This window comes from Methylobacterium sp. AC832 (genome assembly GCF_979256025.1).
Map to the genome: position 1 here is coordinate 121,077 of NZ_CEEDMV010000004.1, position 25,519 is coordinate 146,595.

At 66.9% G+C, this 25,519-nt stretch carries 12 protein-coding genes; 8 read left to right on the forward strand and 4 right to left on the reverse strand.

Annotation, left to right across the window (positions count from 1 at the left end; all coding sequences use genetic code 11):
* Nucleotides 1–67: 67 nt before the first annotated feature.
* The 3 genes from AC0IXR_RS15280 to AC0IXR_RS15290 all read right to left on the reverse strand — a co-directional run bounded on the left by AC0IXR_RS15280 (nucleotide 68) and on the right by AC0IXR_RS15290 (nucleotide 12,420).
* Entirely contained in the window at nucleotides 68–6,298 is a 6,231-nt protein-coding gene (locus tag AC0IXR_RS15280) for a type I polyketide synthase (protein ID WP_471761358.1), read from the reverse strand.
* Between the two features lie 32 nt (nucleotides 6,299–6,330).
* Complete coding sequence (locus AC0IXR_RS15285) at nucleotides 6,331–10,971, reverse strand: MupA/Atu3671 family FMN-dependent luciferase-like monooxygenase (protein WP_471761359.1); 4,641 nt, start codon at nucleotides 10,969–10,971, stop codon at nucleotides 6,331–6,333.
* 291 nt (nucleotides 10,972–11,262) lie between these two features.
* Complete coding sequence (locus tag AC0IXR_RS15290; protein WP_471761360.1) at nucleotides 11,263–12,420, reverse strand: hypothetical protein; 1,158 nt, start codon at nucleotides 12,418–12,420, stop codon at nucleotides 11,263–11,265.
* Nucleotides 12,421–13,033: 613 nt separating this feature from the next.
* Between AC0IXR_RS15290 and AC0IXR_RS15295 the strand changes: the two genes are divergently transcribed.
* From AC0IXR_RS15295 to AC0IXR_RS15310, 4 genes are all read left to right on the forward strand, one after another.
* Entirely contained in the window at nucleotides 13,034–13,717 is a 684-nt protein-coding gene (locus tag AC0IXR_RS15295; protein ID WP_471761361.1) for a LuxR C-terminal-related transcriptional regulator, read from the forward strand.
* Between the two features lie 597 nt (nucleotides 13,718–14,314).
* Nucleotides 14,315–15,406, forward strand: a complete 1,092-nt coding sequence (locus AC0IXR_RS15300; protein WP_471761362.1) for an NAD-dependent epimerase/dehydratase family protein — start codon at nucleotides 14,315–14,317, stop codon at nucleotides 15,404–15,406.
* 123 nt (nucleotides 15,407–15,529) lie between these two features.
* Complete coding sequence (locus tag AC0IXR_RS15305; protein WP_244478198.1) at nucleotides 15,530–16,765, forward strand: glycosyltransferase family 4 protein; 1,236 nt, start codon at nucleotides 15,530–15,532, stop codon at nucleotides 16,763–16,765.
* The gene (locus tag AC0IXR_RS15310) at nucleotides 16,746–17,903 is read left to right on the forward strand and encodes a DegT/DnrJ/EryC1/StrS family aminotransferase (protein WP_471761363.1); all 1,158 of its coding nucleotides are present in this window, start codon (nucleotides 16,746–16,748) and stop codon (nucleotides 17,901–17,903) included. The genes AC0IXR_RS15305 and AC0IXR_RS15310 overlap by 20 nt, the downstream gene beginning before the upstream one ends.
* A 288-nt stretch (nucleotides 17,904–18,191) precedes the next feature.
* On the opposite strand, the gene AC0IXR_RS15315 is transcribed toward AC0IXR_RS15310, so the two are convergent.
* Nucleotides 18,192–19,583, reverse strand: coding sequence for a UDP-glucose dehydrogenase family protein (locus tag AC0IXR_RS15315; RefSeq protein ID WP_419953099.1), 1,392 nt, complete (start codon nucleotides 19,581–19,583; stop codon nucleotides 18,192–18,194).
* Nucleotides 19,584–20,305: 722 nt separating this feature from the next.
* On the opposite strand from AC0IXR_RS15315, the gene AC0IXR_RS15320 reads away from it, so the two are divergent.
* The 4 genes from AC0IXR_RS15320 to AC0IXR_RS15335 all read left to right on the forward strand — a co-directional run bounded on the left by AC0IXR_RS15320 (nucleotide 20,306) and on the right by AC0IXR_RS15335 (nucleotide 25,497).
* Nucleotides 20,306–21,292, forward strand: a complete 987-nt coding sequence (locus tag AC0IXR_RS15320) for an NAD-dependent epimerase/dehydratase family protein (protein WP_471761364.1) — start codon at nucleotides 20,306–20,308, stop codon at nucleotides 21,290–21,292.
* Nucleotides 21,293–21,356: 64 nt separating this feature from the next.
* Nucleotides 21,357–22,532: a glycosyltransferase gene (locus tag AC0IXR_RS15325; protein WP_471761365.1), complete on the forward strand. Its 1,176-nt coding sequence runs from the start codon at nucleotides 21,357–21,359 to the stop codon at nucleotides 22,530–22,532.
* Between the two features lie 253 nt (nucleotides 22,533–22,785).
* Nucleotides 22,786–24,135 (forward strand): O-antigen ligase family protein, encoded by a 1,350-nt coding sequence (locus tag AC0IXR_RS15330; protein WP_471761366.1) that lies wholly within the window; start codon nucleotides 22,786–22,788, stop codon nucleotides 24,133–24,135.
* Nucleotides 24,136–24,933: 798 nt separating this feature from the next.
* Nucleotides 24,934–25,497 (forward strand): response regulator transcription factor, encoded by a 564-nt coding sequence (locus AC0IXR_RS15335; protein ID WP_156467629.1) that lies wholly within the window; start codon nucleotides 24,934–24,936, stop codon nucleotides 25,495–25,497.
* Nucleotides 25,498–25,519 lie beyond the last annotated feature (22 nt).

A 25,519-nucleotide genomic window follows, 5' to 3' on the forward strand; every position in this document is an offset into this window, starting at 1 on the left:
CTGCCGGGCAACGGGGTGTCGTCCATCGCGGAACGGGACGGTACCGACGGACGATGCGGTCCCCGGATCAGGCGCTCTTGCGCACGGGATAATGCATCAGGCCGTCGAGCCTGCGCCGGAGGATGGCGGCGAGCTTGTCGACGGCGGGCTCCTGGAACAGCGTCTCGTGCGTCGCCGCGATCTTGTGGATGTCGATCCCCCCCCGGACGAGACCGCCCCAGCCGAGATCCGGGCCGGCGAGGAGATAGGGGACATACGCATCCGTCGAGCGGAACAGCAGCATGCTCCCGGCATAGGGCTCGGGCGTGTAGCGGCTCTGCGCGACGAGATAGGCGTTCATGATGAACTGCGCGCGGTACATGTCGGGGATCGGGACGTTCGGGTCGAAGCGCTCCCGCGCGAATTCCGCGGCGCGGCGGCGGCGCTCGATCAGGCGGGACGGCCATCCCAGCGTGTAGCCGAGGCTCCAGCGGCGGACCGCCCAGAGCCGCTCGACCGTGCTGTGATGCTGCGCGACGCTGGTGGTCGACAGAGTGTCGAAGAGGACCAGGAGCGCGATGGAATAGCCCGCGCGCGTCAGTTGCTGCGCGACCTCGTAGGCGATCACCCCGCCACCGGAATAACCCGCGATCCGGTAGGGACCGTGCGCATCGACCTCGCGGATGGCCGCGATGTAGGAGGCCGCCATCTCCTCAATGGATTCCAGCGGCGCGAGCCGCCCGTCGGCACCGCGCGCCTGCAATCCGTAGAAGGGCTGGTCCCGGCCGAGGCGCCGGCTCAGCTTCTCGAAGTTGAGGACGTTGCCCTGGCCGCCATGGATGCAGAAGATCGGGGCACGGGTGGGGACGCCCCGGCAGATCTCCACCAAAGGCGACCAGGCGACGGACGGCATGACCAGCACCTTGTCCGGCTCGCCTCCCCCGGCGGTGCCCTCGTCCGTGGGTTCCGGCGCGACCATTCCGCCGACCAAAGTCGCTAATTGGCGCAGGGTCGATGCACGAAACAAGGTGGCGATCGGCAGATCCACGTCGTGATTCTTGCGGATCCGGGCAAACAACCGCACTGCCAGCAAGGAAAAACCGCCAAGCTCGAAAAAGTCGTCTTGGGGACGCACGACGGCGATGCCGAGCAGGTCCGCCCAGTATCCGGCGATCTGACGCTCGAGAGCGTTCGCGTAGTCGAGATCGCCGCCGACCGGCTTGGCCGAACGCTGCGCCGACATCGTTTTCGGACGAATGGCTGCAAGGGTTTCCCGGCGCAGGTCTGACAGGGCGATCGACGAGGCCACGATCCCGGCGCCCCGGCAGTCGAGCACCCGGCGGAGCAGTTCGGGAGCGTCGGCCGCCATGATGCCGGCATTGAGCCGCGCCTCCAGGCTCGGCGGACGGGCATCTGCCTGCGAGGACTTCACCGATCGGGACACGCTCTGCAGGGTGAAGCCCTCGAACACGGCGAGCGGTACCCCGTTCACGTCGCCGATCACCACGTCGAACCGAGCGGAGGCACCGTGCTGAAGCGCCGTCAGTCGTACGTGACTGCGGATTCGGCGAGGCCAGCGCCCCGGGGGAAGCCGCATGCGCTCGATCGACGTAGGGACGTAGACCATGTCGTCGGCCGGGGGCGCGAGGAGATGCAGCCCGAAGGTGGTCGCGAGATCCGTGAGCGCAGGGTGCGCCGTGATGCCGTCGAGGTCGGCAGCGAACTCGGCGGGCAGTTCCAGTTCGGCCACGGCCTCCCAATCACCGCGCTCGATCCAGCGTATCGTGTGCCAGCGCGGCCCGAACGTCACGGTCTCACCCTGCGGAAAACCAAGGCCCGGAAGCGCGTGCGCCCCTTCCCGACGCGCCGCCCGGCGGGCCACCCTCCGGACAGCCCAGGGCAGGGCCGATCCCGGCCACAGGGTGGCGCGCGCATGCTCGACCCATTCTTCGCCCAGGAGGGGGCGGCTCTCGACAGACATTCTGTACCCGCCGCTAGCAAGGACCGTGAGCGTCGTCCGTACGAGACGCTTCACCCCAGGTTCGAACACGAGGGGAAGATCGACGGTGAGCCCGCGCAGGTCGACACCCGTCGATGCGAACCCCGCCGTGGCGGCGGCCAAAGCGATCTCGGCATAGGCCGCGCCGGGCAGGATCGGACGTCCGTCGAGGACGTGCTCCGCCAGGACCCACATGTGCGCAGGATCGTAGAGCGCCTGAAAGGTGATGGTGGTCTCGGTGCGACCCGTCTCGGCCCCGAGGAGCGGGTGCCCTTCCGGGGTACCGGACAGGGACGCCCCCCCGTGGATCCGGGCCGCCATGCCGATGTCGCCCCAGATTCCCCATGCCACCGACAGGCCATCGCTACGGCGGGCGGCCAGGGCGTCCAGGGCGGTGTTGGCGGCGGCGTAATCGATCTGTCCGGGAGGCCCGATCTGGGCGCTGGTGGACGAGAACACCGCGAACAGATCGAGGCTTCCCTGCGGTAGCAGTGCATCGAGGACCAAACCGCCGGCCAGTTTCGGCGCCATGACCCGACGACTGGATTCCAGGGTCTTTTCCAAGATTGGGCCGTCGTCGATGGAGCCCGCAGCATGGAAGACCCCGTGGATCGCGCCAAAACGCTTCCGCGCGGCGGTGATCACCCGCTCCATGGCAGCGTGGTCGGTCACATCGGCGCTCAGCGACAGGATCTCGGCTCCCTCCGCCTCCAGAGTGTGGATCGCTGCCGCATGCGCGGAGGCATTGCGCCCCACCAACACGAGGCGCGCCTTCACGTCGCTCACCAGCCACGCAGCGAGGGTGAGGCCGAGTCCGCCGAACCCGCCGGTGATGAGATAGACGCCGCTCTGGCGCAGGCGGTGCGGTAGCCCGGCAGGATGCTCGATCCGCGCCGGGACCATCCGCTGAACCAGGCGTATGCCGGCGCGATGAGCCACCAAATCGACGCCGTGCTCCGCATCGCATTCCGCGAGGATACGGGCGGCCTCCGCCACCGGATCCGCGTCGCGGATGGGGCCATCCTCGCCGCCGAGATCGATGACCTGCGTCGCCAGGCCCGGCATCTCGCGGGGCAGGACACGGCACAAGCCGAGGAGGGTCGCGCGCTCCGGGTGGCGGGCCGCATGGTTCGGGGGCGACTGGCTCTCCCGCGTCACGATGGTCAGGCGCTTGGGCGAAGCGACGTCGCAATATTGCATCGCCTGGCAGAGGGAGAGAAGGCTGTCGAAACCCAGCACCTGTTCGGCCGAGGGGCGATCCAGGGACGGGTCGGGCATGCTCATCGACCAGAGGTGGAGGATGTGATCCGGCACCATTCCTTCGCGGTCGAGGGCCGTGATCAGGTCCCGGTATTGGGTCGGCTGGTCGGGCCGTAACTGGAACAGGCGGTTGCGGACGGTGAAGGTTTCGCCGGAGCGCACGACGGCTACGCTGGCGCCCCGGTTTTCGAGAGCCGTGAGGATCGCGGTGCTCAGGCGCGACGCGTCGGCGAAGACCAGCCATGTCCGGTCCGGCGTGGCCCGGTTCGGCGCGACCGACGCAGGCAACCATTGCGGCACCGAAAACCAGTTTTCCATCGCGTCGAGGCGCTGCAGCACGGGCGCCTCGGCCTCGGCGACGACCGGTATCGCACCCGACCGCGTCGGCTCGATCCAATGCCTGTGCTTCTCGAAGGCGTAGGTCGGCGCGGACACACGGCGCGCATCGCCGCCTCTGATCGCCGCCCAATCGACGGCATGGCCGCAGGCCCAGAGCTTGCCGATCGCGGTCAGCGCGACGCAGACGTCCGATTCCGTGTCCCCCGGCTGGCCCATGGTCGGAGCGATGGCCAGAGGCGCGAAGGCCCCGCCCTCCGCAAGACGCGCGAGGGCGCCGAGGCTGTGGCCCGGCCCGATCTCGAGGAGCACCCGGTCCGGGTCGGCCAGGATCACCGAAACGCCAGCCGCGAAGCGGACGGTCTGCCTGAGATGGGACACCCAATAGTCCGGCCGCGTGAGTTCACCCGGACCGACGAAGGCGCCGCTGAGGTTCGAGACGAAGGGAAGCGTGGGCTCGTGGAGGGCGATCGATGCCAGGCATGCGCGAAACCGGTCGAGGAAGGGATCGAGCATGCGCGAATGAGCGGCGACGTCGATGCGCAGGCGGCGGAACTCGATCTCGTCCTCCGCCAGCCGCCGTTCCAGGGCGGCGATCTCGTGGACGGAGCCGGTCGCCACCGTGAGCGTCGCGGCGTTCTCCGCCGCGATGTCGAGGGCGTCACCGATCCGCTCGCGCAGCTCGGCGGAGGGCAGCGACACCGCCAGCATGGCGCCCGCGGGCGCGGCCTCGAAGATCTGCCCGCGCAGGACGACGACGGACAAGGCATCGGCGAGGGACATGACGCCGGCGATGCAGGCGGCGGCATACTCGCCCATGCTGTGCCCGATCACGGCGGCGGGGCGGATGTTCCAGGCGAGCATCATGCGCGCCGTGGCGTATTCGACGATGAACAGGGCAGGGATGGTGTAGCGCGGCCGCGCGAGGAGGGCGGCGGCGGCCGCATCGCCCGGTTCGCTGTCGAGGAGCAGCGCCCGCAGGCCGTCCGGGGCATCGGGCGGCAGCAGCGCCAGACAGGCCTCTAGCGCCTCCCGAAAGGCCGGGACCTCCCGGTAGAGATCGCGGCCCATGCCCGGATATTGCGCCCCGCCGCCCGGGAACATGAAGACCGCCCCGACGGTCCCGCCACCCGCGCTGCCCGTTCCCATGCGCCGGTGCGTGTGGCTGGCCAGGATCTCGCACGCCCCCGCGCGATCGCGGGCGATGACGGCGCAGCGATGCGGGAAGGCGCGACGGCCGGTCTGAGTGGTGAAGGCCGCGTTCGCCAGGGTGAGATCCGGCGAGGGATCGGCCAGCGCCTCCCGCCATTTGCGTTTCGCCCCGTCGAGGGCCTCGGCGGTCCGTGCCGAGAGGGCGAGGATCTGCCAGTCCCAGGCGGGATTCGCTGAGGAAACGGACGGAGCCTCTTCGAGGACGACATGGGCATTGGTGCCGCCGACCCCGAGGGAGTTCACCGCCGCGCGCCGGGGCGTGCCGGTGCGGGGCCAGGGCCTGGCCGACGTGACCACGGAGAACGGGCTCGCGGCAAAATCGAACCGGCCATTGGGCCGGGCGCAGTTCAGGCTCGCGGGCAGTTCCTCGTGATGCATCGCCAGGGCGACCTTGATCAGGCCCGCCACCCCGGCCGCCGTGTCGAGATGCCCGATATTGGTCTTCAGCGAGCCGATGCCGCAGAACTGGCGCCGGCCGGGAACGGAATAGGCCTCGCTCAGGGCCGCGAGTTCGATGGGGTCGCCCACGGGCGTGCCGGTGCCGTGGGCTTCGATGTAGCTGACGCTGCCGGGGTCGATCCCCCCGACGGCGAGAGCCTCGGCCGCCGCGCGTGCCTGCCCCTCGACGCTGGGCGCGAGGTAGCCGGCCTTGGTCGAGCCGTCGTTGTTGACGGCGGAACCGCAGATGACCGCATAGATGTGGTCGCCGGCGGCGATGGCGTCTTCCAGGCGGCGCAGGGCCACGATACCGGCCCCGCTGCCGAAGAGGGTGCCGTTGGCCTCGTCGTCGAAGGCGCGGCAATGCCCGTCCGGCGAGAGAATCTCGCCTTCGGCGGCCCGGTAGCCCTGTCGGTGCGGCACCTCGATGGTCACGCCGCCTGCCAAGGCCATGTCGCACTCGCCCGACAGTAGGCTCTGGATCGCGAAATGGACCGCCACCAAGGATGTGGAGCAGGCGGTCTGCACCGAGATGCTCGGCCCCTGCAGGTTAAGGAGGTAGGAGGCTCGGGTCGCGAGGAAGTCCTTGTCGTTGCCCGTATGACGCAGGAGGAAGAGCCCCACCTGTTCGAGGAGCTCGGCATTGGTGAGCAGGTTGTTGGCGAAATAGGCCTGCATGCCGCAGCCCGCGAAAACGCCGATGGCTCCCTCGAACGTCTCGGGACAATGGCCTGCATCCTCCAGCGCCTCCCAGGTACATTCGAGGAAATGGCGGTGTTGGGGGTCGAGAATGGCCGCCTCCCGAGGGCTCAGGCCGAAAAATCCCGCATCGAACGCTTCCATGTCGGGCAGGACCATTCCGGCCTTCACGTAGCGCGGGTCGCGCAGATGCGTGGCCGAGACACCGGAGGCCAGCAGCTCCTCGTCACTGAACCAATGCGTCGCTTCGCGCCCCGCCCTCAGCAGGCGCCAGAGGTCACCCGTCGTGGCTGCGTCCGGAAACCGCCCCGCCATGCCGACGATGGCGATCCTGCCGGTTGCATCACCTGCCGTTTCAGGGGTCGGCGAAATCATGACGTACCTCACGTTTCTCTACTGGCCGATGGCTACGCGACGGGCGCCGGCATCTCCTGGCGCCGTCTCAGCGCCTGCCGCGCCTTGGCCCGATCGTGTCCCCGGTCGGTTGCCGAGGGGCCGGTGGCGAATCCTCCGAGATGCAGCGAGAGGGTGCGGATCGTGGGGAAGCGGAACAGGTCGGTGATCGCGATTTCCCGGCGGAGTTCCTCGCCGAGACGGCGCTGGACCTGCACCACGAGGAGGGAGTGACCGCCGAGGTCGAAGAAGTTCTCGGTTGTGGCGACGACCGGCCGGCCGAGCGCTTCGCCCCAGATGCCGGCGATCAGCGCCTCCACTGAACTCATCGGCACTTCGGGCGGAGCAGCGGCCTCCGGTGCCTGATGCGGCGCGGGCAGCGCGCCTCGGTCGACCTTGCCGTTCAGGGTCATCGGGAGGGCGGGCAGAACGACGATCACAGCCGGGACCATGAAGGCGGGCAGGGTCGAGGCGACCGCCTCGCGCAGGGCCTCGGGCCGCAGGGTCGCGCCGTCCCTGGCGGTGACGTAGCCCACCAGGCGCTGGTCGCCGTCGCTATCCTCGCGCGCCACCACGACGGCGGCGGCGATGCCGGGCTGGCGCGCCAATGCGGTCTCGATCTCGCCGAGCTCGATCCGGTGCCCCCGGACCTTGACCTGGTGATCGAGCCGCCCGAGGAAGATCAGCGCTCCCGAGGCGTCCCGGCGGACGAGGTCGCCCGTCCTGTAGAGCCGCCCCGGACCGAAGAGATTGGGAATGAACCGCTCGGCCGTCAGCTCGTCGCGGCCGAGATAGCCACGGGCGAGGCCCTCCCCGCCGATATGGAGCTCGCCCGCCACATAGGCCGGGCACGGGCGCCGGTGCGCGTCGAGCACGTGCAGCACCGTGTTGGCGATGGGTTCGCCGAGGGTCACGCCGCGTTCCACGCCGTCGATCTCGACCACGGCCGACCAGATCGTCGTCTCCGTCGGGCCGTACATGCCGAGGAATTTTCCGGGCAGGAGGTCGCGCAGCCTTCCGGCGAGGTCCGCGCTCAGGGCCTCGCCGCCCACCATCATGGTGCCGAGTTGCGCGAGGGCGCGCCGGCCCGCCGCATCGGCCACCAGCATCCGAGCCATGGAGGGGGTGCATTGGAAGTGGGTGACCCGGTGCCGGACGATCTCCTCGGGAACCGAGGCGGGCACCGTCGCGGTGAGGGTTCCGGCCAGAACCATCAGCCGTTTCAGGTGCTCGAGATGGTCGAGGGCGAGATCGGTCGGCACCCCGAAATCGACGAGGCAGGCGATCTCGTCGGTCCCGATGCGCCGCACCGCCTCGACCATGCCGAGGCAGGATTCCGGGGTGCCGAACAGGCCGCCGGTGCTGTGATAGCGCTCGAAGGCGTGGTCCAGCAGCGCGTCGCGATCGGCGGGCGACAAATCCTCGGCGTCGAGGATCTCGGCCGGCGTGCGACCGTCGGAGGCCGCGCGCTGGACGAAGGTCGGGAAGGTCCAGGCGGCCTGCCTGACCAGATCCATCGCGCTGCCGAGGTAGCGCTTCATGGGCTCGCGGACGGTCTCGCGGACCGCGTCCTCGTCCTCGCCCACGAAGGTATGGAGCATGAGGGTCACATGACCCTCACCGGCATGCCCGGCCTCCCGCCAGGCCATGCGGTATTGCCGGATCTTGTCCGCCAGTTCCTCGAGGGTCTGGCCGAGGAGATGGGTGAGGACGCCGCATCCCAGCCGCCCGGCCTGGACGAAGGTGTCGGGATTGCCGGCCGCCGTGAGCCACATCGGCAGTTCGGGCTGGATCGGCCGGGGCATCGTGCCGATCTCCACGACCTTGCCCAGCGGGTTGGGGAACGGCAGGCGCTCGCCACGCCAGAGGCGGCGGATGTCATCGATCTGCCCCGCCATCTTGTCCTTGCGCTCGGCGAAGCGCTCGGGCGCCAGGACGAAGTCGTTCGGCTGCCATCCCGACGCGAAGGCGATCCCGGCCCGGCCCTTCGACAGGTTGTCGATCATCGCCCAGTCTTCGGCGACGCGCAGGGGATGGTGCAGCGGCAGGACGCAGCTGCCCGCGCGGATCTTGACGCGCTCGGTGCAGGCGGCGAGGGCGGCGGCGCTGAGGGCGGCATTGGGGTAGAGGCCGCCGAAGGCGTGGAAGTGCCGCTCCGGCGTCCACACCGCCTCGAAACCGTTGCGATCGGCGAAACGTGCGCCTTCGAGCAGCAGACGGTACTTGTCCTGCGGGTCCGCCGCGTCGTCGTTCGAGAAGTAGAACAGGCTGAAGCCGGGGCCGGAACTGGGCTCGGAGCGCTGGCCGTGCAGCACCACCGTAAAGCCGCGCGCCAGGGTCCAGAGGATTTCGAGTACCGAGATGTCGAAGGACAGGCTCGTCGCCGCGAGCCAGGTGCCGGGGGGGTCGTGCGGGATGCGGGCATCCATGCCGGCGCAGAAATTGATGAGGTTGCGATGGGTGATCGCCACACCCTTGGGCCGGCCGGTCGAACCGGACGTGTAGATGACATAGGCGAGATCCTGCCCGCCGGCGCGACCGGGGGGCGGCGCGGCTTCGCCGCTGGCCTCCGCGGTGTAGAGCACCTGCGCCGGAGCGAAGGCGAGGCGTTCCTGGATGGGGCGGCTCGTCAGCAGGACCTCGGCGCCCGAATCTTCGAGCATGTAGGCGAGGCGCTCGCGCGGATAGTCGGCATCGAGGGGCAGGTAGGCCGCACCGGCCTTCAAGGTCGCGAGGACGGCGACGACGAGGTCCGGCACCCGCTCGTGGCAGATGCCGACGATGGTCCCCGGCCCGATTCCGGCCGCGACGAGGTGGCCGGCGAGTTCCCCGGCGGCGCGGTCGAGCTCGGCATAGGTGAGGCGGGCTTTCCCGGCGACCACGGCGTCCCGCTCGGGCAGCTCGGCCGCCCTGGCGGCGATCTCGTCCTGGATCGTGCGATTGTGCGGGAAAGGCAGGGTGGTGGCGTTGAGCGCCGCCACGATGGCCGCCTCTTCCTCCGGCACGAGGGGGAGCGCGCCGAGGCGAATCTCGGGATCGGCCAGGAAGGCCTGGAGGAAGGCCGCGAACTGCCTCGCCATGGCTTGCGCCACCTCGGCCTCGAAGGTCCGGCCGCAGACGAGGAGCTCCGCCGGGCTCTCCCCATCGCTCAAAACCAGCAACAATTCGGAGCCGGAACGCGTCAGGAGACCCGGTTTCGCACCGCCATGGACCAGGCCTATCTTGCGCCATGCGACGGCCCTTTCGCGCATTTCGGGAGAGGCGGCGCGTTGCGGTAGATCGGCGGCCAGAATACCCCTGGCGGCGAGGTCGGCGCGCTCGGCTGCGAACACCGCCCGGAGCTCCGCAACCGAGCCGTCCCGGTCGACGGCCAGGGTCAGGGGACGGTCCGGCAGGAACCACGGCTCAAGCCCGGTCCCCGTTTCGTCCTGGGCCTTGGCGGCCTCGCTCAACGCCAGCGTGACGCGAGGTGTGTCGCAGACGAGGCCGATCCAGGCGAGGAAGGCCGCCGCCGCATCGTCCGGGCTCGCCGTGCGGGCCAGCGGGATCGCGATCCGGTGAGGGGCGGCATCGGAACCACCGTCCCCGCGACGGGGATAGGGCAAGGTCGGCGCGGCGACGGCCTCCAAGCGCTCGATCCAGAACGCCTCGTGGGCGGCGGCGAGGCGTTGGGCGGACGCGAGCGCCTCGGCGCGCGGCCCTTCGATCTCGGGCAGGACCGTGCCGGGGCTGAACAGAGTGTCGGCCGGCTCGCCGCGCAGAGTGGTGAGGCCGGAAAGGACGATCTCGCGATCCGCCGTCGCGACGGAAATGAGATCGGGGCCCACCCGAATGATCGTGCCGGGACGGAGGTGAGCGGAGGCGGGACCGATCTCCGCGCCCCGGACCAGGACCAGATCCTGCCCGGTGAAGATCTTTGGGCGCGCCAGCGGATTGTGCACCGGGCCGAAATCCAGGGCGCGGACGAGGGCGGCGATCCGGGCGGCGGGCTGGCGGAAATCCAGGGTCGCGGCGCGATCCGGGCGCTTGAGCCGGCCATGATAGAGGCGCTCGCCCCGCTGCGGCCTCGCTTCCACGCGGCCCGAGACGAGCCCGTCGAGGAGGGCGGCGAAACTCGAGGCGCCGGCCTCGTAGCAGCGGCCGTTGAGGCTGAAGACGGTGTCGCCGGGCAGGATATCGAAATGCTCCTGCGCCAGGATGGCGCCGGTATCGATGGTCTCGTCGATCTGATGCCAGCTGACGCCATGCGAGGTCTCCCCGGCGAGGATCGCCCAGGTCGTGGCATGGAGGCCGGCATGCCTCGGCAGGGGGCCATCGTGAAAGTTGATCGCCCGGCGCCGGACCCGGGCGAGCACGGCCGATGGGATCACGTCGAGATTGCCGACGCTGAACAGGAAATCCACCGGGGGATCGCGATGGCCGGCGGCCAGGAACGCATCCTTGTCGATGATCGCGATCCCGGCGCGGCGCGCCCATTCGGCGGCGCGCCGATCCCGCGTGATCACGGCGGAGATCGCATGCCCGGCGGCCAGGAAGAGCTCCGCGCATCGGATCAGCAAGGTTCCGTCGCCGATGAAGTAGGCGGTGGACCGCCCATCGTCGTCGGCCTGACGGATATCCGTTTCGTCCTGGGAACGGTTCTCGATGAATTCCATCTCGACAGGCTCCGGCATCGCTGCGCGTCACAGAGATCGATGTTTGGCGATGACGCATCCAAGGCTTCGCATTCACCGCGCGAAGACGGCGATGCATCGCGCCGTCACTCGAAAAATATTCACGAATACATCGACGCAACCAAACTATAAATGCATCATCGCGGAATATAACCGACACAAATCTGACGTTGAATCGCAGGGATAACGATTTTTCACTCAGCGCGACTTAGAGAATGACTTTAATCCAAGCTCGGCAAGGAGAATGCGGCGCGAATGCGCCCAGGAGAAGCGCTACTTGGGATTACTTAGCTTTTTCTCCGCGGATACTCCCTCGCCACGGGCGGATTTCTGCTGCGGCGCGGCCCGGACCGGTGACGGACGCAAGAGGGCGGAGACCGGCACACGCTGTGGCGCGCCGTCCGGTCCCGGACCGACCTCACCGCCGTCGAGGCCCGCTTTCGCCACGGGCTGAGCGGCGGAGGAGGCCGGCATCGACGCCGCGTCGCTCGCCTGAGGCCGCCCACGGTTCGGGCGCGAGGACACGCGGCGAACAGCGGAGGCAGTTGGTTGTGGCTGGGCCTTCACAGGCCCGAGGCCACGGGAATGGGCGACGGCGTCGAGGGAAGCGAAGGTGGCGCTGCCATGCGTCAACCATCCCGGGCGCGGATCGGTGACGGGCAGGACCGCCAGCGGCGCGGCCTCCGCTGACCTGTCCATGGCGACCGGCAGCGCAGCGGACCGGACATCGCTTTTCGCGTCGTCATCGATCGAGGCCAGTTCCGTCCGCGCCGGCGCATCGCCGTCGCGGGCGCCCCCGGCATTCGCCAGGACCGCTTCGGCCGCTCGGCGCGCCTCATCCGCCGCCGCCTGCGCACGCATCGCGGCATCGGTGCGCGCCAGGAGATCCGCGGCTTCGGACCGGAGGGTCGAGGCTTCCCTCCGGCTCGCCTCGAACTGCTCTTCGAGACGCCGGAGCGCCAGTTCGCGGTCGTCCGCGCGGGCGGCCTGTGCCTGCCGCTCGGATTGCGCCCGCTTCAGATCGGCTTCGACGGTCTCCAATGCCCGGCTTCCCTCATCGAGCTGCCGGCTCAGGAGGGAGCGCGAGATCTCGGCCGCGTCCTTCTCGGAGCGGAGTTCCAGGGCGAGCGTCGCGATCCGGTCTTCGGCCTGCTGCAACGCGACGCGATGTCCGTCCTCGCTCTGGCGCGCCTCGCGCGCACCGACCGACCGGGTCGTCTCGACGACGAGACCGAAGACCAGCGCGGAAAGGATCGATGTCGTCGCCAGCAGCCAGGTGAGACTGCCGGGAATACGGGGGCCCGGCCGGTGCGGGCCGATGAGCTCGGCATGGTCGAGCCTGAACGACTCGGCCCAGCTTCCTGCCCCGCCGGACCCTGATTCTACGCCGGCCGACGAGGATGCCGAACCAGCCTGCGCCGCATCGGCCAAGCACCGCCCACCGGCACCCTGCGCGCCTTGAGAGCCGGCAAAGCTGTTTTGCTTGTCTAACCACCTGCCCAGCATAGCGAATCCTACATCACCGCAACTGAATGCCGGTGATTGTACCTCGCGCTGCCAGACAACGGAGATCGAAAGAGACCTACTCCGAACGGTCGATCTGGGACGAGGAGCGAGTCTGAACGAACATGAGGGAATCTATACAATCGATGACTTCGAGATATGCCAGGAATCCGCGGGCACACTCCCCAATGTTCGCCCGTAGAACCATCCGCAATTAACATCCGTATAGAGCTTTCGGATGGCAGATCACAGTCGGGCGCGGCTATCGATCAAATGGGATGACCAAAAAAGGATTATTTAATCGTTTTTTCATTGACGGTCAGATTGTTCCGATCCATACCAGACTCTCACTTTAATGTATCGATTTGTACATTACTTGTAAGTGGAGCGGTCGACTTTATCAGTACGAATTGGTGGGGGGCTGACGATGATTCACGTTTCCGGAACTACCTTTCCACGACCCAATTTTGCATCTACGGCGCGACCCGCAACAGTGATCAGCGGGGGAACGGCGCTCTACAGAGAAGGGTTACGATACATATTGCTGAAGAGCGGGTTCGACGTGATCTCCATGGTCGGAAATCTCGACCAGGCTCAGGATTTACCCGAATCTTCCGACTCGAACCTTATTGTCATCATGAGTATTCCCTCGACGGCGAACGCCCCGACCGAGGAAATCTTGAACGCTCGTCTTCGTTTTCCCAACAGTTTCATCATCTGCATTTGCGCGACCTGCGAGGCCGAGCATGTAGCCCCCATGCTGGAATGCGGTGCGGCGGCTATTCTTCTGTACAGTGCCTGTTCTGATACTTTGGTGCAGGCCCTGGAACTGATCCTGCTCGACCACTGCGTGGTGCCCCATCTGTGCATTGGGGCTGAGGCCGACCCCCTCCCCGGTGAGGAGGAAAGTAGGGAACCTGAGGCCGACGAGCCGTTCCCCTCTCAGGATCAGACACTTCATCTGTCAGATCGGGAACTCAGTATCATCGCCTGCTTGATCAAGGGCGATTCAAACCGCGCCATCGCCGAGCGCCTGTCCATCGCTGAAGGACGGGTGAAGGGTAATGTGAAGGCGATCCTCCGAAAGATTAACGTACGGAACAGGACACAAGCGGCCCTCTGGGGTATCAAATATTGCAACTCGGGCGACCGAGCGAGCTTCGCCAAGCATCATCCCGGCGCGGCATCGCTCAACGATACGCTCGAAGGGATGGCGGCCGTATAGAGGCGCCGCCATCCGGGCGGATCCATCCCGTTCGACGGGGTGGATCTCGCAAGACATGACCCGCGCCGAGCAGAGGCGCGGATTCGGACGAGACCAATCCCATCTCTTGTCCTACATCTCTTGTCCTACATCTCTATTCCTACATCTCTCTTCGGACCTGTGCCGTCTTACGCGGTCCCCGGGCCAATCATACTTGGCCCGGTGCCTTTCGACGCCTTCGGCGTCCGGCCTGACGCTCCTCCCGCTCGACACCACCGCCACGCTCTCACGCCTGGGAACCCCCGCCGCCCGCGAGGTCGGCTCCCCGTGAACGGCCATGTGCTCGCCGAAATCGTCGAAGGACGGCCCGTGCGCTGACGCGCGTCGATACCGAGCGCGAGCGCTCCTTGTTCAGTCGATCGTCGCCGACGAGACGCGCCACATAGGAAACACCCCCGGCTAATCCATTCGCGCCGCGGCATCTTGATTTCGTATTACTGAACTGCACCCCGAACCATCGTTGCTAGTCCTATTGTTCTTTTGCCTTACGAAATTCATCACATTAAATTGAACATCAAGACTGAAGCATTGTTCTCAAGACTGCGATGGATGACAATCATGAACGCGAAAGTTGCTGTCACGGGAGCCGGCGGTTACATTGGTTCCGTCATGGTCGGAGAATTACTTCGGAACGGGTACAAGGTCAAAGCCATAGATGCCTTTTATTTTGGAGACCTTGCTCTCTCGAAATATGATGGCCACCCCAAGCTTGAGATCGTCAAGCAGGACATCAGGCTCATCGACCATCATGCCTATGACGATTGCGATTATGCCATCGATCTGGCCGCTTTATCGAACGATCCGTCCGGCGATCTCGACCCGGAGCTGACACGGTCGATCAACGAGAAGGGCCGGATACGGGCCGCCATGGCCGCCAAGCGCGCCGGCGTCCGCCGCTACCTCTTCGCCAGTTCCTGCGCGGTCTACGGCGCCGGCCAGGACATGTTCCTCACCGAGGACGCGGTTCTGCGGCCCCTCACCATCTACGCGCAGACCTGCGCCAGGGCCGAAGAGGCGGTGCTCGCCCTGAATACCGGCCATTTCGCCGCCACCGCGCTCAGGAACGCCACCGTGTTCGGCCTGTCGCCGCGCATGCGGTTCGACCTCGTCGTCAACCAGATGACCTTCGACGCCCTGGATCGCGGCCGCATCACGGTGGGGGGCGACGGATCGCAATGGCGTCCGGTTGTCCATGTGTGGGATGTGGCCGCCGCCTTCCTCAGCGCCCTGCGCGCCCCGTCCGGCGTCGTCGCCGGTGCGGCCTTCAACATCGGCTGGGACAACCGCCAGATCGTCGACATCGCGCTCGCGGTGAAGAACACCGTCACCAAGGCGAGCGAGATCGAGTTCATGCCCTGCGGGCTCGACCGGCGCGATTACCATGTGAGCTTCGCCAAGGCGCGGGAAAGTTTTGGCTTCGGGGCGAGACACCGGATCGAGGATGCCGTCATCGAGATCCAGAACGCCCTCGACGCCAAGATCCTGCGCAACACCGCCGTCTGCAACACGGTCAAGTGGTACAAGATGCTGCTCGCCGACCCGCTCCAGCGGCTGAGCCTGCCGATCCCGGCCGAAGAGGCCATCGCCGCGACCCCGGGCGTGTTTCCCCGCCCGGCCTTCGAGGCCGGCGCCGAGGCGGCGCGCGCCTGAGACGAAACGGGTCCGCGTCTGCCCGGACCCGCATCTCCGACCGGCCGGCCCGAGAGGACATCCATGCGAGCCTATGACGTGCCTCCCTCGTCCACGGTCCGACGGCCGGATGGTGGCTCCCCCTTGTCCGTCCGACACGTCATCATCGAGAACAAGGAGGGATATCCCTCCTTCGCCAACGGTATTCACCAGAATACGCGCTCCCTCGTCACGGAGCAGACCGTGTCGGGCGAGGCGTCCCGCATCCTGTTCCTGTCGCGCGATCCCAACGGGATGACGGTGCCGGCGGGCATCCGGATGGATCATGTCCCGCTGGACGGGCTCAGGATCCTCGGCCGCACGGTCAGCCTGTCGCGCCGCTCCCGCGAGGCTTTCCTCGATGGGGCCGACACGCGGACGATCTTTCACTTCCACGGCGCGCGCCAACCGCTTCTGGTCTCCCTGACGCGGATGCTGCGCCGGCGCGGCATCCCCTACGTCATCAGCCTCCATGCCTGCTTCTCGCATTTCTACGACCGGGCCGGCCGGCTGGTGAAGCCGTCGACGGCCCTCTACGTCCGGCTGCTGGAGCGGCGGGTTCTGGAGGGCGCGCGCTTCGTCCACGTCATCACGGCCCTCGAACAGGCCGAACTCCGCCGCCTGGCGCCCAAGGCCCGGTCGGTCCTCGTGCCCCACGGGGTCTATTCGAGCGCGCTCGGCGGGCGTCCGGGATTCGTCGACAGGTCCGGCCCTGCCGGCGGGTCATCTGGCCCTGCCGGCGGCTCGCCGGTCTTCGGTTTCTGCGGCCGGCTGGCGGTGTTCCACAAGGGGCTCGACCTGCTGATCGAAGGGTTCGCCCTATACCGGCGGCAGGGCGGCACCGGCCGCCTCGTCGTCATGGGCCCCGGCGACGAGCGAGACGAGCTGATGGCGACGACCCGCCGCCTCGGCATCGAATCCGCCGTGACCTTCGAGGGGCCGCGCTACGGGGCCGAGCGGGACGACATCGTCCGGTCTTGGGACTTCTTCGCCTTTCCCTCGCGCCTCGACCGCTGGCCGACGGCGGCCCTCGAAGCCCAGATCCTCGGCGTGCCGCTCCTCATCACCGCCGAGGCGGGGATGACCGAGGCGATGACGCGGCACGGCGCCGGCCTCCTCATCGAGGATCTGACGGCCGAGGCCGTGGCCCAGTCGCTCGCCCGGGCCGCTTCCCTCGATTCCGCGGAATGGCGGGCGATGTCGCGCGGCGCCCACCGGATGGGATGCTCGGCCGACTGGACCGTGGTCGCGGCGCGCCTGCACGCCCTCTACCGAACCACACCGGCATCGCCGGCTCTCAGCGAAGACATGGAGGCAACCGATGGCAGTCCCGTTCTATAGGCATGCGCTCTCGCCCGATTACGCCGTGCGGGTGGCCTCGGTCCTCGGCAGTGCGTTCCTGACGACCGGCCCCGAGGGCGCGCGCGTGGAGGACCTGCTGCGGGATTTCTTCGCGGTGCCGCATGCCAAGCTCACCTCGAGCTGGACGCAAGGGGCGGTGGCGACCCTCCTCGCCATGGGGATCGGCCCCGGCGACGAGGTCATCGTACCGGCCATGACCTTCGCGGCGACGGCCAACGTGGTGCGCCTCGTCGGCGCGACGCCGGTCTTCGTCGACAGCGACCCGAACACGCTCCTCATCGACCTGGGTCTCGCGGCGGCGGCCGTGACGGAGCGGACGCGGGCGATCATCCCCGTCCATCTCTACGGCCAGATGGTGGACATCCCGGCTCTGCGGGCGGCGGTCCCCTCCTCGATCCGGATCATCGAGGACGCGGCCCATTGCTTCGAGGGCAGCCGCAACGGGCGCCGGCCGGGGCAGGACGGCGACGCGGCGATCTTCTCCTTCTACGCCACGAAGAACGTGACCTGCGGCGAGGGCGGCGCCGTCGTCACCCGCGATCCCCTCCTCGCCCGAACCCTGGTGCAGACGGTGCTGCACGGGATGTCCGCCGGCGCGGCCCAGCGTTTCCAGGGCGGGACCTACAACCATTGGGACATCGACCGCCTCGGCACCAAGGCCAACCTGCCGGACCTGCTGGCCGTCTTGCTCGCGCCCCAGATCGATCAGGTGGAGGTTCAGTGCGCCCGGCGCGAGGCGTTGAGCCGACGCTACGAGAGCGCGCTCGCCGGCACCCCATTCACCTGGCCGGCCATGGAGCCGGGCGTGGTCTCGGCCCGGCACCTGTTCCCGATCCACGTGCCCGACGGGCGCCGCGACGACATGCTCCGGGCGCTGGGCGAGGCCCGCATCGGCACGACGGTGAATTACCGCAGCGTGCCCACGCTGACCCTCTACCGCGACGTGCCGGAAGCATCGTCCCTGCCCGTGGCGCAGGAATGGGGCGAGGGCACGCTCTCGCTGCCGCTCTTCCCGGATCTGCGCATCGACGAGCAGGACGAGGTGATCGAGACCGTGCTGGCCCAGGCCTCCGCGTTCTGGCCGAAGCCCGCCCTGAGGACCGCGACCGGACGGTGAACGCGTTCCCACCGAAACCTGTTCTTCCGTCTTTCCAACCCCTTACCTCACCCTGAGGCGCCGCGAAGCGGCCTCGAAGGAGGTCTCCAGTCCTCGCTCAGCGAACTGGAGGGCTCCTTCGAGGCCCTTTGCTTGCGCAAAGGTCACCTCAGGATGAGGTGAGAGGGCGGGAAGATCCGTCGTCTTGCAACGATACAGACTTCCCCAAGTACCCCCAAGTAGAACCGACACACGAAAGCCGCCCCGCAGTCGCGGGGCGGCTTTCGCTCGGTCGGTGCCTTCGGGGGATTACCCAGCGGCGATGGCGAGCTCCGGCAGCACCGCGCCCTGCGGCTGCGTCAGGTCGATCCGTGGCGCCGGGCGCTCCGCCGTGACGCTGCGCCGGCCGATTCCCACATGGCGGAACCCGGCCTCCGTCGCCTCCGCCACCGGGATGATGTTGCGGTAATCGACGAGGACCGACCCCGCCATGCGGGCCCGGAGACGGGCGAGGTCGAGGGTGCGGAACACGCTCCATTCCGTCACGATCGCCACGGCATGGGCGCCGGCCACGCAGGAATAGGGGTCGGTGGCGTAGGCGATGTCGGGCATGAGCGCCCTTGCCTGGTCCATCCCCTGGGGGTCATAAGCCCGCACCTCGGCGCCTTCGTCTTGGAGGGCGGTGATGATCGAGGTGGCCGGCGCCTCGCGGGTGTCGTCGGTATTCGCCTTGAAGGTGAGGCCGAGCACCGCGATGGTCAGCCCCCTGACGGAGCCGCCGCAGGCCTTGATCAGCCGCCGCGCCATCAATCGCTTGCGCTGCTCGTTGGCGGCCGCCACCGTCTCGATGATCCGGGAGGGGACGCCGTAATCCTGCGCCGACTTGATCAGCGCCTGGATGTCCTTGGGAAAGCACGAGCCGCCGAAGCCCGGACCCGGCTGGAGGAACTGCGCGCCGATCCGCCGGTCGAGGCCGATCCCGTAGGAGACCCCTTCCACATCGGCATCCGCCCGCTCGCACAGATCGGCCATCTCGTTGACGAAGCCGATCTTCATGGCGAGGAAGGCATTGGCCGCGTATTTCACCAGCTCGGCGGTGCGCCGGGTGGTGAAGAACAGCGGCACCGCCGCCTCCGCCAGGGGCCGGTAGAGGTTGGTCATGATCGCCCGCGCCCGCTCGTCCTGGGTGCCGATGACGATCCGGTCGGGATGCTGGAAATCCGCGATGGCCGCGCCCTCGCGGAGGAATTCGGGGTTCGAGACGACGGCGAAGGCGCCCTGCGGCTGGACGAGGCGCATGATGTGCTCGACCCGGTCCCCCGTGCCCACCGGGACGGTCGATTTCGTCACCACCACGGTATAACCCCGGATCGCTTGCGCGATGTCGCGGGCACAGGCGAAGACATGGGCGAGGTCGGCATGGCCGTCGCCGCGCCGGGCGGGCGTGCCGACGGCGATGAACACGACTTCCGCGTCGCCCACCGCCTCGGCGAGATCGGTGCCGAAGCTCAGGCGCCCGGCGGCGACGTTGTTGGCGACGAGCGCGTCGAGATGCGGCTCGTAGATCGGCATGCGACCCGCGCGCAGGGCGGCGATCCGCTGCGGATCCTTGTCGACGCAATGCACATGATGCCCGAATTCGGCAAAGCACGCCCCGGATACGAGACCGACATATCCGACGCCGATGACCGCCACCCGCATTCCAGCCTCCATGGATCATTCAGATGAGCAAAGGCGGTCACGGGTTTGGAACAGCAACCGCCGCAAGCGACAACCTTAAAATATCATCCTGTCCTGGAGAACATCTCTTCCGAGTGGTCGGAAACTAGTCCGAAAGCTACAGGATCGGCGATAATGATTGATGGCGAACACGCGATCCGACATTTCGTCATCCCGATTCGGTGGCCCGACAGGGTCCGCGCGGGACGGAATTCAGGACCTCTTCGCGTTGTTGTTCCAAGGCACGACCTCATCCTGAGGTCAGAGATCCGAACTCGGATTAGTGTCATCCGATCTGCGGGAAAGTTCACATCGGTTTTGACAGCCAGCCCGTCATTCCGGAGCGCCAAAGGCGAGCCCGGAATGACGGCGTGGTCTGCTCATGGTCTTGTCGAAACCCCCACTGACCAGAAATCGAAGCCCCGATCCTGAGGCGGTCGGCTCGGATGATCTGCTCTGGCAGATGACCGACTTCGGCATGAGCATCCGCTAAGAAGTCCCATCAAGCAGGGCATCCAGAGGAAGGCGGAGGCCGTGGGCTCACATTTGCCCGGCACCTCTGACCGCCAAGTCGCCACATCCGGCGCAAGGGTACTATACGCGACACCGCGAGCGCGTTCGATCTAACCCTCAAGGTTCCTACCAATACATTCGGCGATCATGCAGTTCTTCTGACGACACGCATTGAATAAGGGCTGTCTGTCATGAAAAAGATACTTGTGACCGGGGCCGGTGGTTTCATCGGACACCATCTCGTGAAAAGCCTCGTCAACAAGGGCTATTGGGTCCGCGGGGCCGACATCAAGCTCCCGCAATACGAAGCCTCGGCCGCGCACGACTTCATGCAGGTCGATCTTCGCATGCGGGACAATTGCGCCATCGCCGTCAAGGACATGGACGAGGTCTACCACCTCGCGGCCGACATGGGCGGCATCGGCTTCATCAGCGGCTCGCATGCCGAGATCACGCTCAACAACACCCTGATCAGCGCGCATATGATCGAGGCGGCGCGCTATAGCGGCCTGGAGAAGTTCCTCTTCTCCTCCTCGGCCTGCGTCTATCCCCAGCATCTCCAGCTCTCGCCCGACGTCACCCCGCTCTCCGAGGACGTCGCCTGGCCGGCCCAGCCCGAGGAAGGCTACGGGCTCGAGAAGATCTACATGGAGAAGATGTGCCAATACATGACCGAGGATTGGAAAATTCCGACCCGGTCCGTACGGTTCCACAACGTCTATGGTCCGCTCGGCACCTATGACGGCGGCCGGGAGAAGGCGCCCGCCGCGATCTCCCGCAAGGTGGTGCTCTGCCCCGATGGTGGTGAGATCGAGGTCTGGGGGGATGGTCTGCAGACCCGCTCCTTCATGTATATCGACGATTGCGTCGAGGGCCTGTACCGGCTGATGCATTCCGATTACTGCGCGCCGATCAATCTCGGCACCGACGAGATGATCAGCATCAACGACCTCGTCGATATCGCGGCGGAGATCGCGGGCAAGACGATCACCAAGCGCCACGACCTGACGAAGCCGCAGGGCGTGCGTGGGCGCAACAGCGACAACGGCCTGATCCGCAAGGTTCTCGATTGGGAGCCCAAGATCATGATCCGCGAGGGGCTCGTGCCGACCTACCGCTGGATCGAGGAAGAGATCGCGCAGTCTCAGCCGGTCCTGCATTCCGTGGCGGCCGAGTAACGCCGCGCCCGCGACCGGACGAAGACTGACCAGCGGTCACAGCAACGATTGTGAGGCGATCGAGATGTCGAAACGCGTATTGATCGTCCACAACGAGTACCAGTTCCACGGGGGCGAGGATTCCGTCGTCGCCCAGGAGATCGGCGCCCTCGAACGGGCCGGCTGCGACGTCCGCCTCTTCACCTTGAGCAACAAGTCCATCGTCACGCCGGTCGACCGCCTGCGCGCGGCGTTCCAATCGGTGAATTCGCCCAAGAACATCGGCCTCGTCCTGAAGGAGATCGATCTCTTCCGGCCGGACGTGGTCCACGTCCACAATTACTTCCCGTTGATCTCGCCGATGGTGCATGTGGCCGTCCGCAAGACGGGAACGCCCACGATCCAGACGCTGCACAATTACCGGATCATGTGCGCCAACGCGATGCTGACGCGGAACGGCTCGCCCTGCGAGGTCTGCGTCGGCGGCTCCGCCTACAACGCGGTGCTGCACCGGTGCTACCGGGATTCCCGGCTCGGATCGCTCGCGGTGGCGCGGTCCATCCAGCATCACAGGCAGACCGGCACCTGGGCGAACCATGTCGACCGTTTCATCGCGCTGACCGAGTTCGAGCGCAGCCGGTTCATCGCGGCGGGCCTGCCCGGACACCGCATCGCCGTGAAGGCGAACGGGCTCGCCGATCCCGGCCCGGTCTCGGCAGATGCGCGGGAGGGATTACTGTTCGTGGGACGCCTCACCACCGAGAAGGGCGTCGAGACCCTCGATGCCGCGGCCAGGATCGCCGGCTGCAGGGTCACGGTCATCGGAACGGGGCCGCTGGCCGCGCAGGTCGCCGCCTCGCCCAATCTCGACGACCGGGGCCAGGTCACCCCCGCGCAGGTTCGCGCCGCGATGAGGGGGGGAAGGGCCCTGATCGTCCCCTCGCTCTGGTACGAGGGATTGCCGATGGTGGTGGTCGAAGCCTTCGCCATGGGCCTGCCGGTGATCGCGTCGCGGATCGGCTCGCTGGCCGAGATCGTATCGGACGACGTGACCGGTCTGCACGCCGCCCCGGGCGACGCCGCCGATCTCGCCCGCGCCATGACGCGGATCCTCACCGATCGTGCCGCGTCCGAGCGCATGAGCCGGGCGGCACGGCTGAAATACGAAACCTGCTGGAGCGAGACCGTCACCACGAACCAGCTCCTCGGGATCTACGCCGAGGCGATGGACTCGCACCGGACGATGCCGATCGCGGTCTAGAAGCCTCTTTGAACCGTTTTCCGAGGCTCGACCTCATCCTGAGGTGCCGCGTAGCGGCCTCGAAGGAGGGCTCCAGAACCCACTGAGCAGACTGGAGCGCTCCTTCGAGGCCCTTTTCTGAAGCAAAGGGCACCTCAGGATGAGGTGATCCGGTGGGATGATCGACTTTGCCAAGTGAACCGGCCGAACCATCCCATCGAACGACCCTGAGAGTGCCGACATAAGTCCCGCCCCCTCTAAAGAAGTCGCCCGCGTGATCCAGTCCCCTCTCGACACCGCCCTCCCCCTCGGCCGCGCCGCCGACGACTTCACCGAACGCTACTCCCGCGCCCTCGTCATCGTGCTCCTGGGCTACGCGGTGCTGGGGAAGACCTTCGCCTATCTGGGAATCCCGCCGCTCTTCGTCGGCGAGATGGCCCTGGCCGGGGGGCTCATCGCGCTGCTGCGGTCCGGATGCTGGCTCGCCATCCTGGCGACGCCGGCGAGCCGGATGCTCATCGTCCTGATGGGCTGGGTCCTCTACCGGACCGTGCCGTATCTGGGCCCCTACGGGATGGACGCCCCCCGGGACAGCGTGCTGGCCCTCTACGGCCTGTTCGCCCTGATCGTCGTCGCCCTGCTGCTGGAGGAACCCGGCCGGTTCGGGCGGGCCATGGACGCCTATGGCCGGTTCGCGCGGTTCTATGCCCTGGCCGGCGGCATCGTGTACGGCCTGAGTTCGGCGTTCCTGAAAATCCCCGGCACCGAGATCCAGATCCCCAGCGTCCGGGCCGGCGAGGCCGCCAGCCACCTCGCGGCCATCGCCGTCTTCGTCCTGCTGGGGCTCGGCCGCTTCTCGCGCCTCTGGGTCGCCGTGCTGATGGCGAGCATGATCGTCGTCACGTCGAGCCGCGGCGCCATGCTGACCTGCCTCGTGCCGGTGGTGGTCGCGGCCATCGCCGGGCGGCGGCTGCGACAGTTCATGCCCATCGTCCTTGTGTTTTTCGTCGCCGCGATCATCGCGACGCTGTTCGATCTCAGCGTCCAGCTTCCCGGCAACGAGCGTGCGACCGGACCCAAGCAGATCGTCGAAGGCCTGAAGAGCGTGGTCGGCGTCAGCGAGGCCTCGAATTTCGAGGCGACCAAGGAGTTCCGCCTGCGCTGGTGGGCGACGATTCAAGATTACACGTTGCGCGGGCCGTATTTCTGGACGGGCAAGGGCTTCGGGGTGAACATCGCCCTCGAGGACGGCTACAAGCAATGGGTGACGGCCGACGCGGTGCTGCGCAGCCCCCACAACGTCAACATGACCTATCTGGCGCGCTCGGGCGTTCCTGGCCTCGTGCTGTGGCTCGGCGTGCTGGCGACCTGGTTCACGATGCTGTTCCACAGCCTGCTCTGGGCCCGCCGGCGCGGGGAGGAGCACTGGGCCAAGCTGTTCATCTGGATCGGCTGCTACGGCCTCGGCATGTTCGTGGACGCGTGTTTCGACGTGGCGCTCGAAGGGCCGATGCTGGGCATCTGGTTCTGGTGCGTCTTCGGCTTCGGCATCGGCGCCAGCATGATCTTCCGCTCCCCCCTCGGGCGCAGCTTTCGGCACGGCGAGGATCGCGCCGGTCCATGAAGGCCGGTCCATGAGGGCCAATAACCTGCTCTAACCTTGGACAATCCCTGGTTCGGACCGGATCTAAGTAGTCATACCACGGTACGGCCTTTCGCAGGTCTCGACTGTTCCAGGCTTCGGAGGCCGGCATGATGGGGGCCGCTCCAAGACGTCGGTTTCGGCTTCCACGCCTACGTGCAAGAGCGTTTTACCACCCGAGGCTTGCTGAAATCGAGGCTTCAGCGAGCGCGGAATCATTGACCTACAGGCAGTCATACGCGCTCGACACGACAGATTTGAAGTGTTCATTTTTTCTTGTTGCACGCGATGTCCCCATGTTATTCAATCGTCATAGAATTCGACACTGAGGGAGGGGGCAACAACGATCCGCTGATATTTGTTACCTGAAATAATAACATTTGTTTCATCACGATCACCTGCTCAGCACGACGACCCGATTTTCGATCGACTGCTATGAGACTGCGTCTCGCCTTCGCAGCAGGACGACAGTGCGACGTTCATACGGCGGCATTTCATTCATGCCGGCAGAGCGATGGCCATGCCATCTATTTCCAAGTCTTCATTGGAGTTAGCCCGATGCCACTCAGTATCACTGCTTCTTCCGAACCTCCCCAATCCGATTTCCTTCCCGGGATGATCGTCGGACCGGATAATCTGACCTCTGCGACCACGACCATACCCGCCATCGTCATTGGTCCGAGAGGGCTCGAACGGGACGGTCTCGTTGGAATATTGAACCAGAACGGATATTCAGTCCTCGATTCGATAGACGATATTGCAGATCTACAGATCGGATACATGCCGGAGCTAATCATTCTGAGCGAGTTCGGTCAGGATGAGATCGAGGGAGCGCTGGTTCCCCTGGTGCAATCCCACTTTCCCACGGCCCGGATCGTCGCCCTCACGGCCGAGACCGATCCGGCGGTGCCGCGGTACCTGCTGCAGCGGGGCATCCAGGCCTGCCTGAACCGGAGCGCGCAGCCGATCGCCTTGATCCGATCGTTGAACGTCGTGATGGGCGGCAACATCGTGATCTCCATCGGTGCCGCCTCGCATCTGACCGGGGGCAGCAACGGCTTCCCGAGGCCGGCTCTCATGCGGTTCGCCAAGGGCGTAGAGACGGCGCCCGCAGCGGCATCGGATCTCTCGCATCGCGAGATCGAAGTCCTCGCCTGCTTGTCGACCGGGCATTCCAACAAGTCGATCGCCCGGGAATTGCGGATCTCCGAGGCAACGGTGAAGATCCACGTCAAGAACGTCTTGAGAAAGATCAATGTCAGCAACCGGACCCAGGCGGCGGTCTGGGTTTCGAAACACGGCACCCCGACGGTCGGCTGCCGCCGGAACGGCCGGGCCGCGTGACCCGGACCGGCGGCGCGCCCGA

Excerpts from the sequence above, each read along its gene's own strand:
- AC0IXR_RS15320 (WP_471761364.1), top strand. The coding sequence starts at position 20,306 with ATGAAAAAGATACTTGTGACCGGGGCCGGTGGTTTCATCGGACACCAT.
- AC0IXR_RS15300 (WP_471761362.1), top strand. The coding sequence starts at position 14,315 with ATGAACGCGAAAGTTGCTGTCACGGGAGCCGGCGGTTACATTGGTTCC.
- AC0IXR_RS15285 (WP_471761359.1), bottom strand. The coding sequence starts at position 10,971 with ATGGAATTCATCGAGAACCGTTCCCAGGACGAAACGGATATCCGTCAG.
- AC0IXR_RS15335 (WP_156467629.1), top strand. The coding sequence starts at position 24,934 with ATGCCGGAGCTAATCATTCTGAGCGAGTTCGGTCAGGATGAGATCGAG.
- AC0IXR_RS15310 (WP_471761363.1), top strand. The coding sequence starts at position 16,746 with ATGGCAGTCCCGTTCTATAGGCATGCGCTCTCGCCCGATTACGCCGTG.
- AC0IXR_RS15315 (WP_419953099.1), bottom strand. The coding sequence starts at position 19,583 with ATGCGGGTGGCGGTCATCGGCGTCGGATATGTCGGTCTCGTATCCGGG.
- AC0IXR_RS15280 (WP_471761358.1), bottom strand. The coding sequence starts at position 6,298 with ATGATTTCGCCGACCCCTGAAACGGCAGGTGATGCAACCGGCAGGATC.
- AC0IXR_RS15325 (WP_471761365.1), top strand. The coding sequence starts at position 21,357 with ATGTCGAAACGCGTATTGATCGTCCACAACGAGTACCAGTTCCACGGG.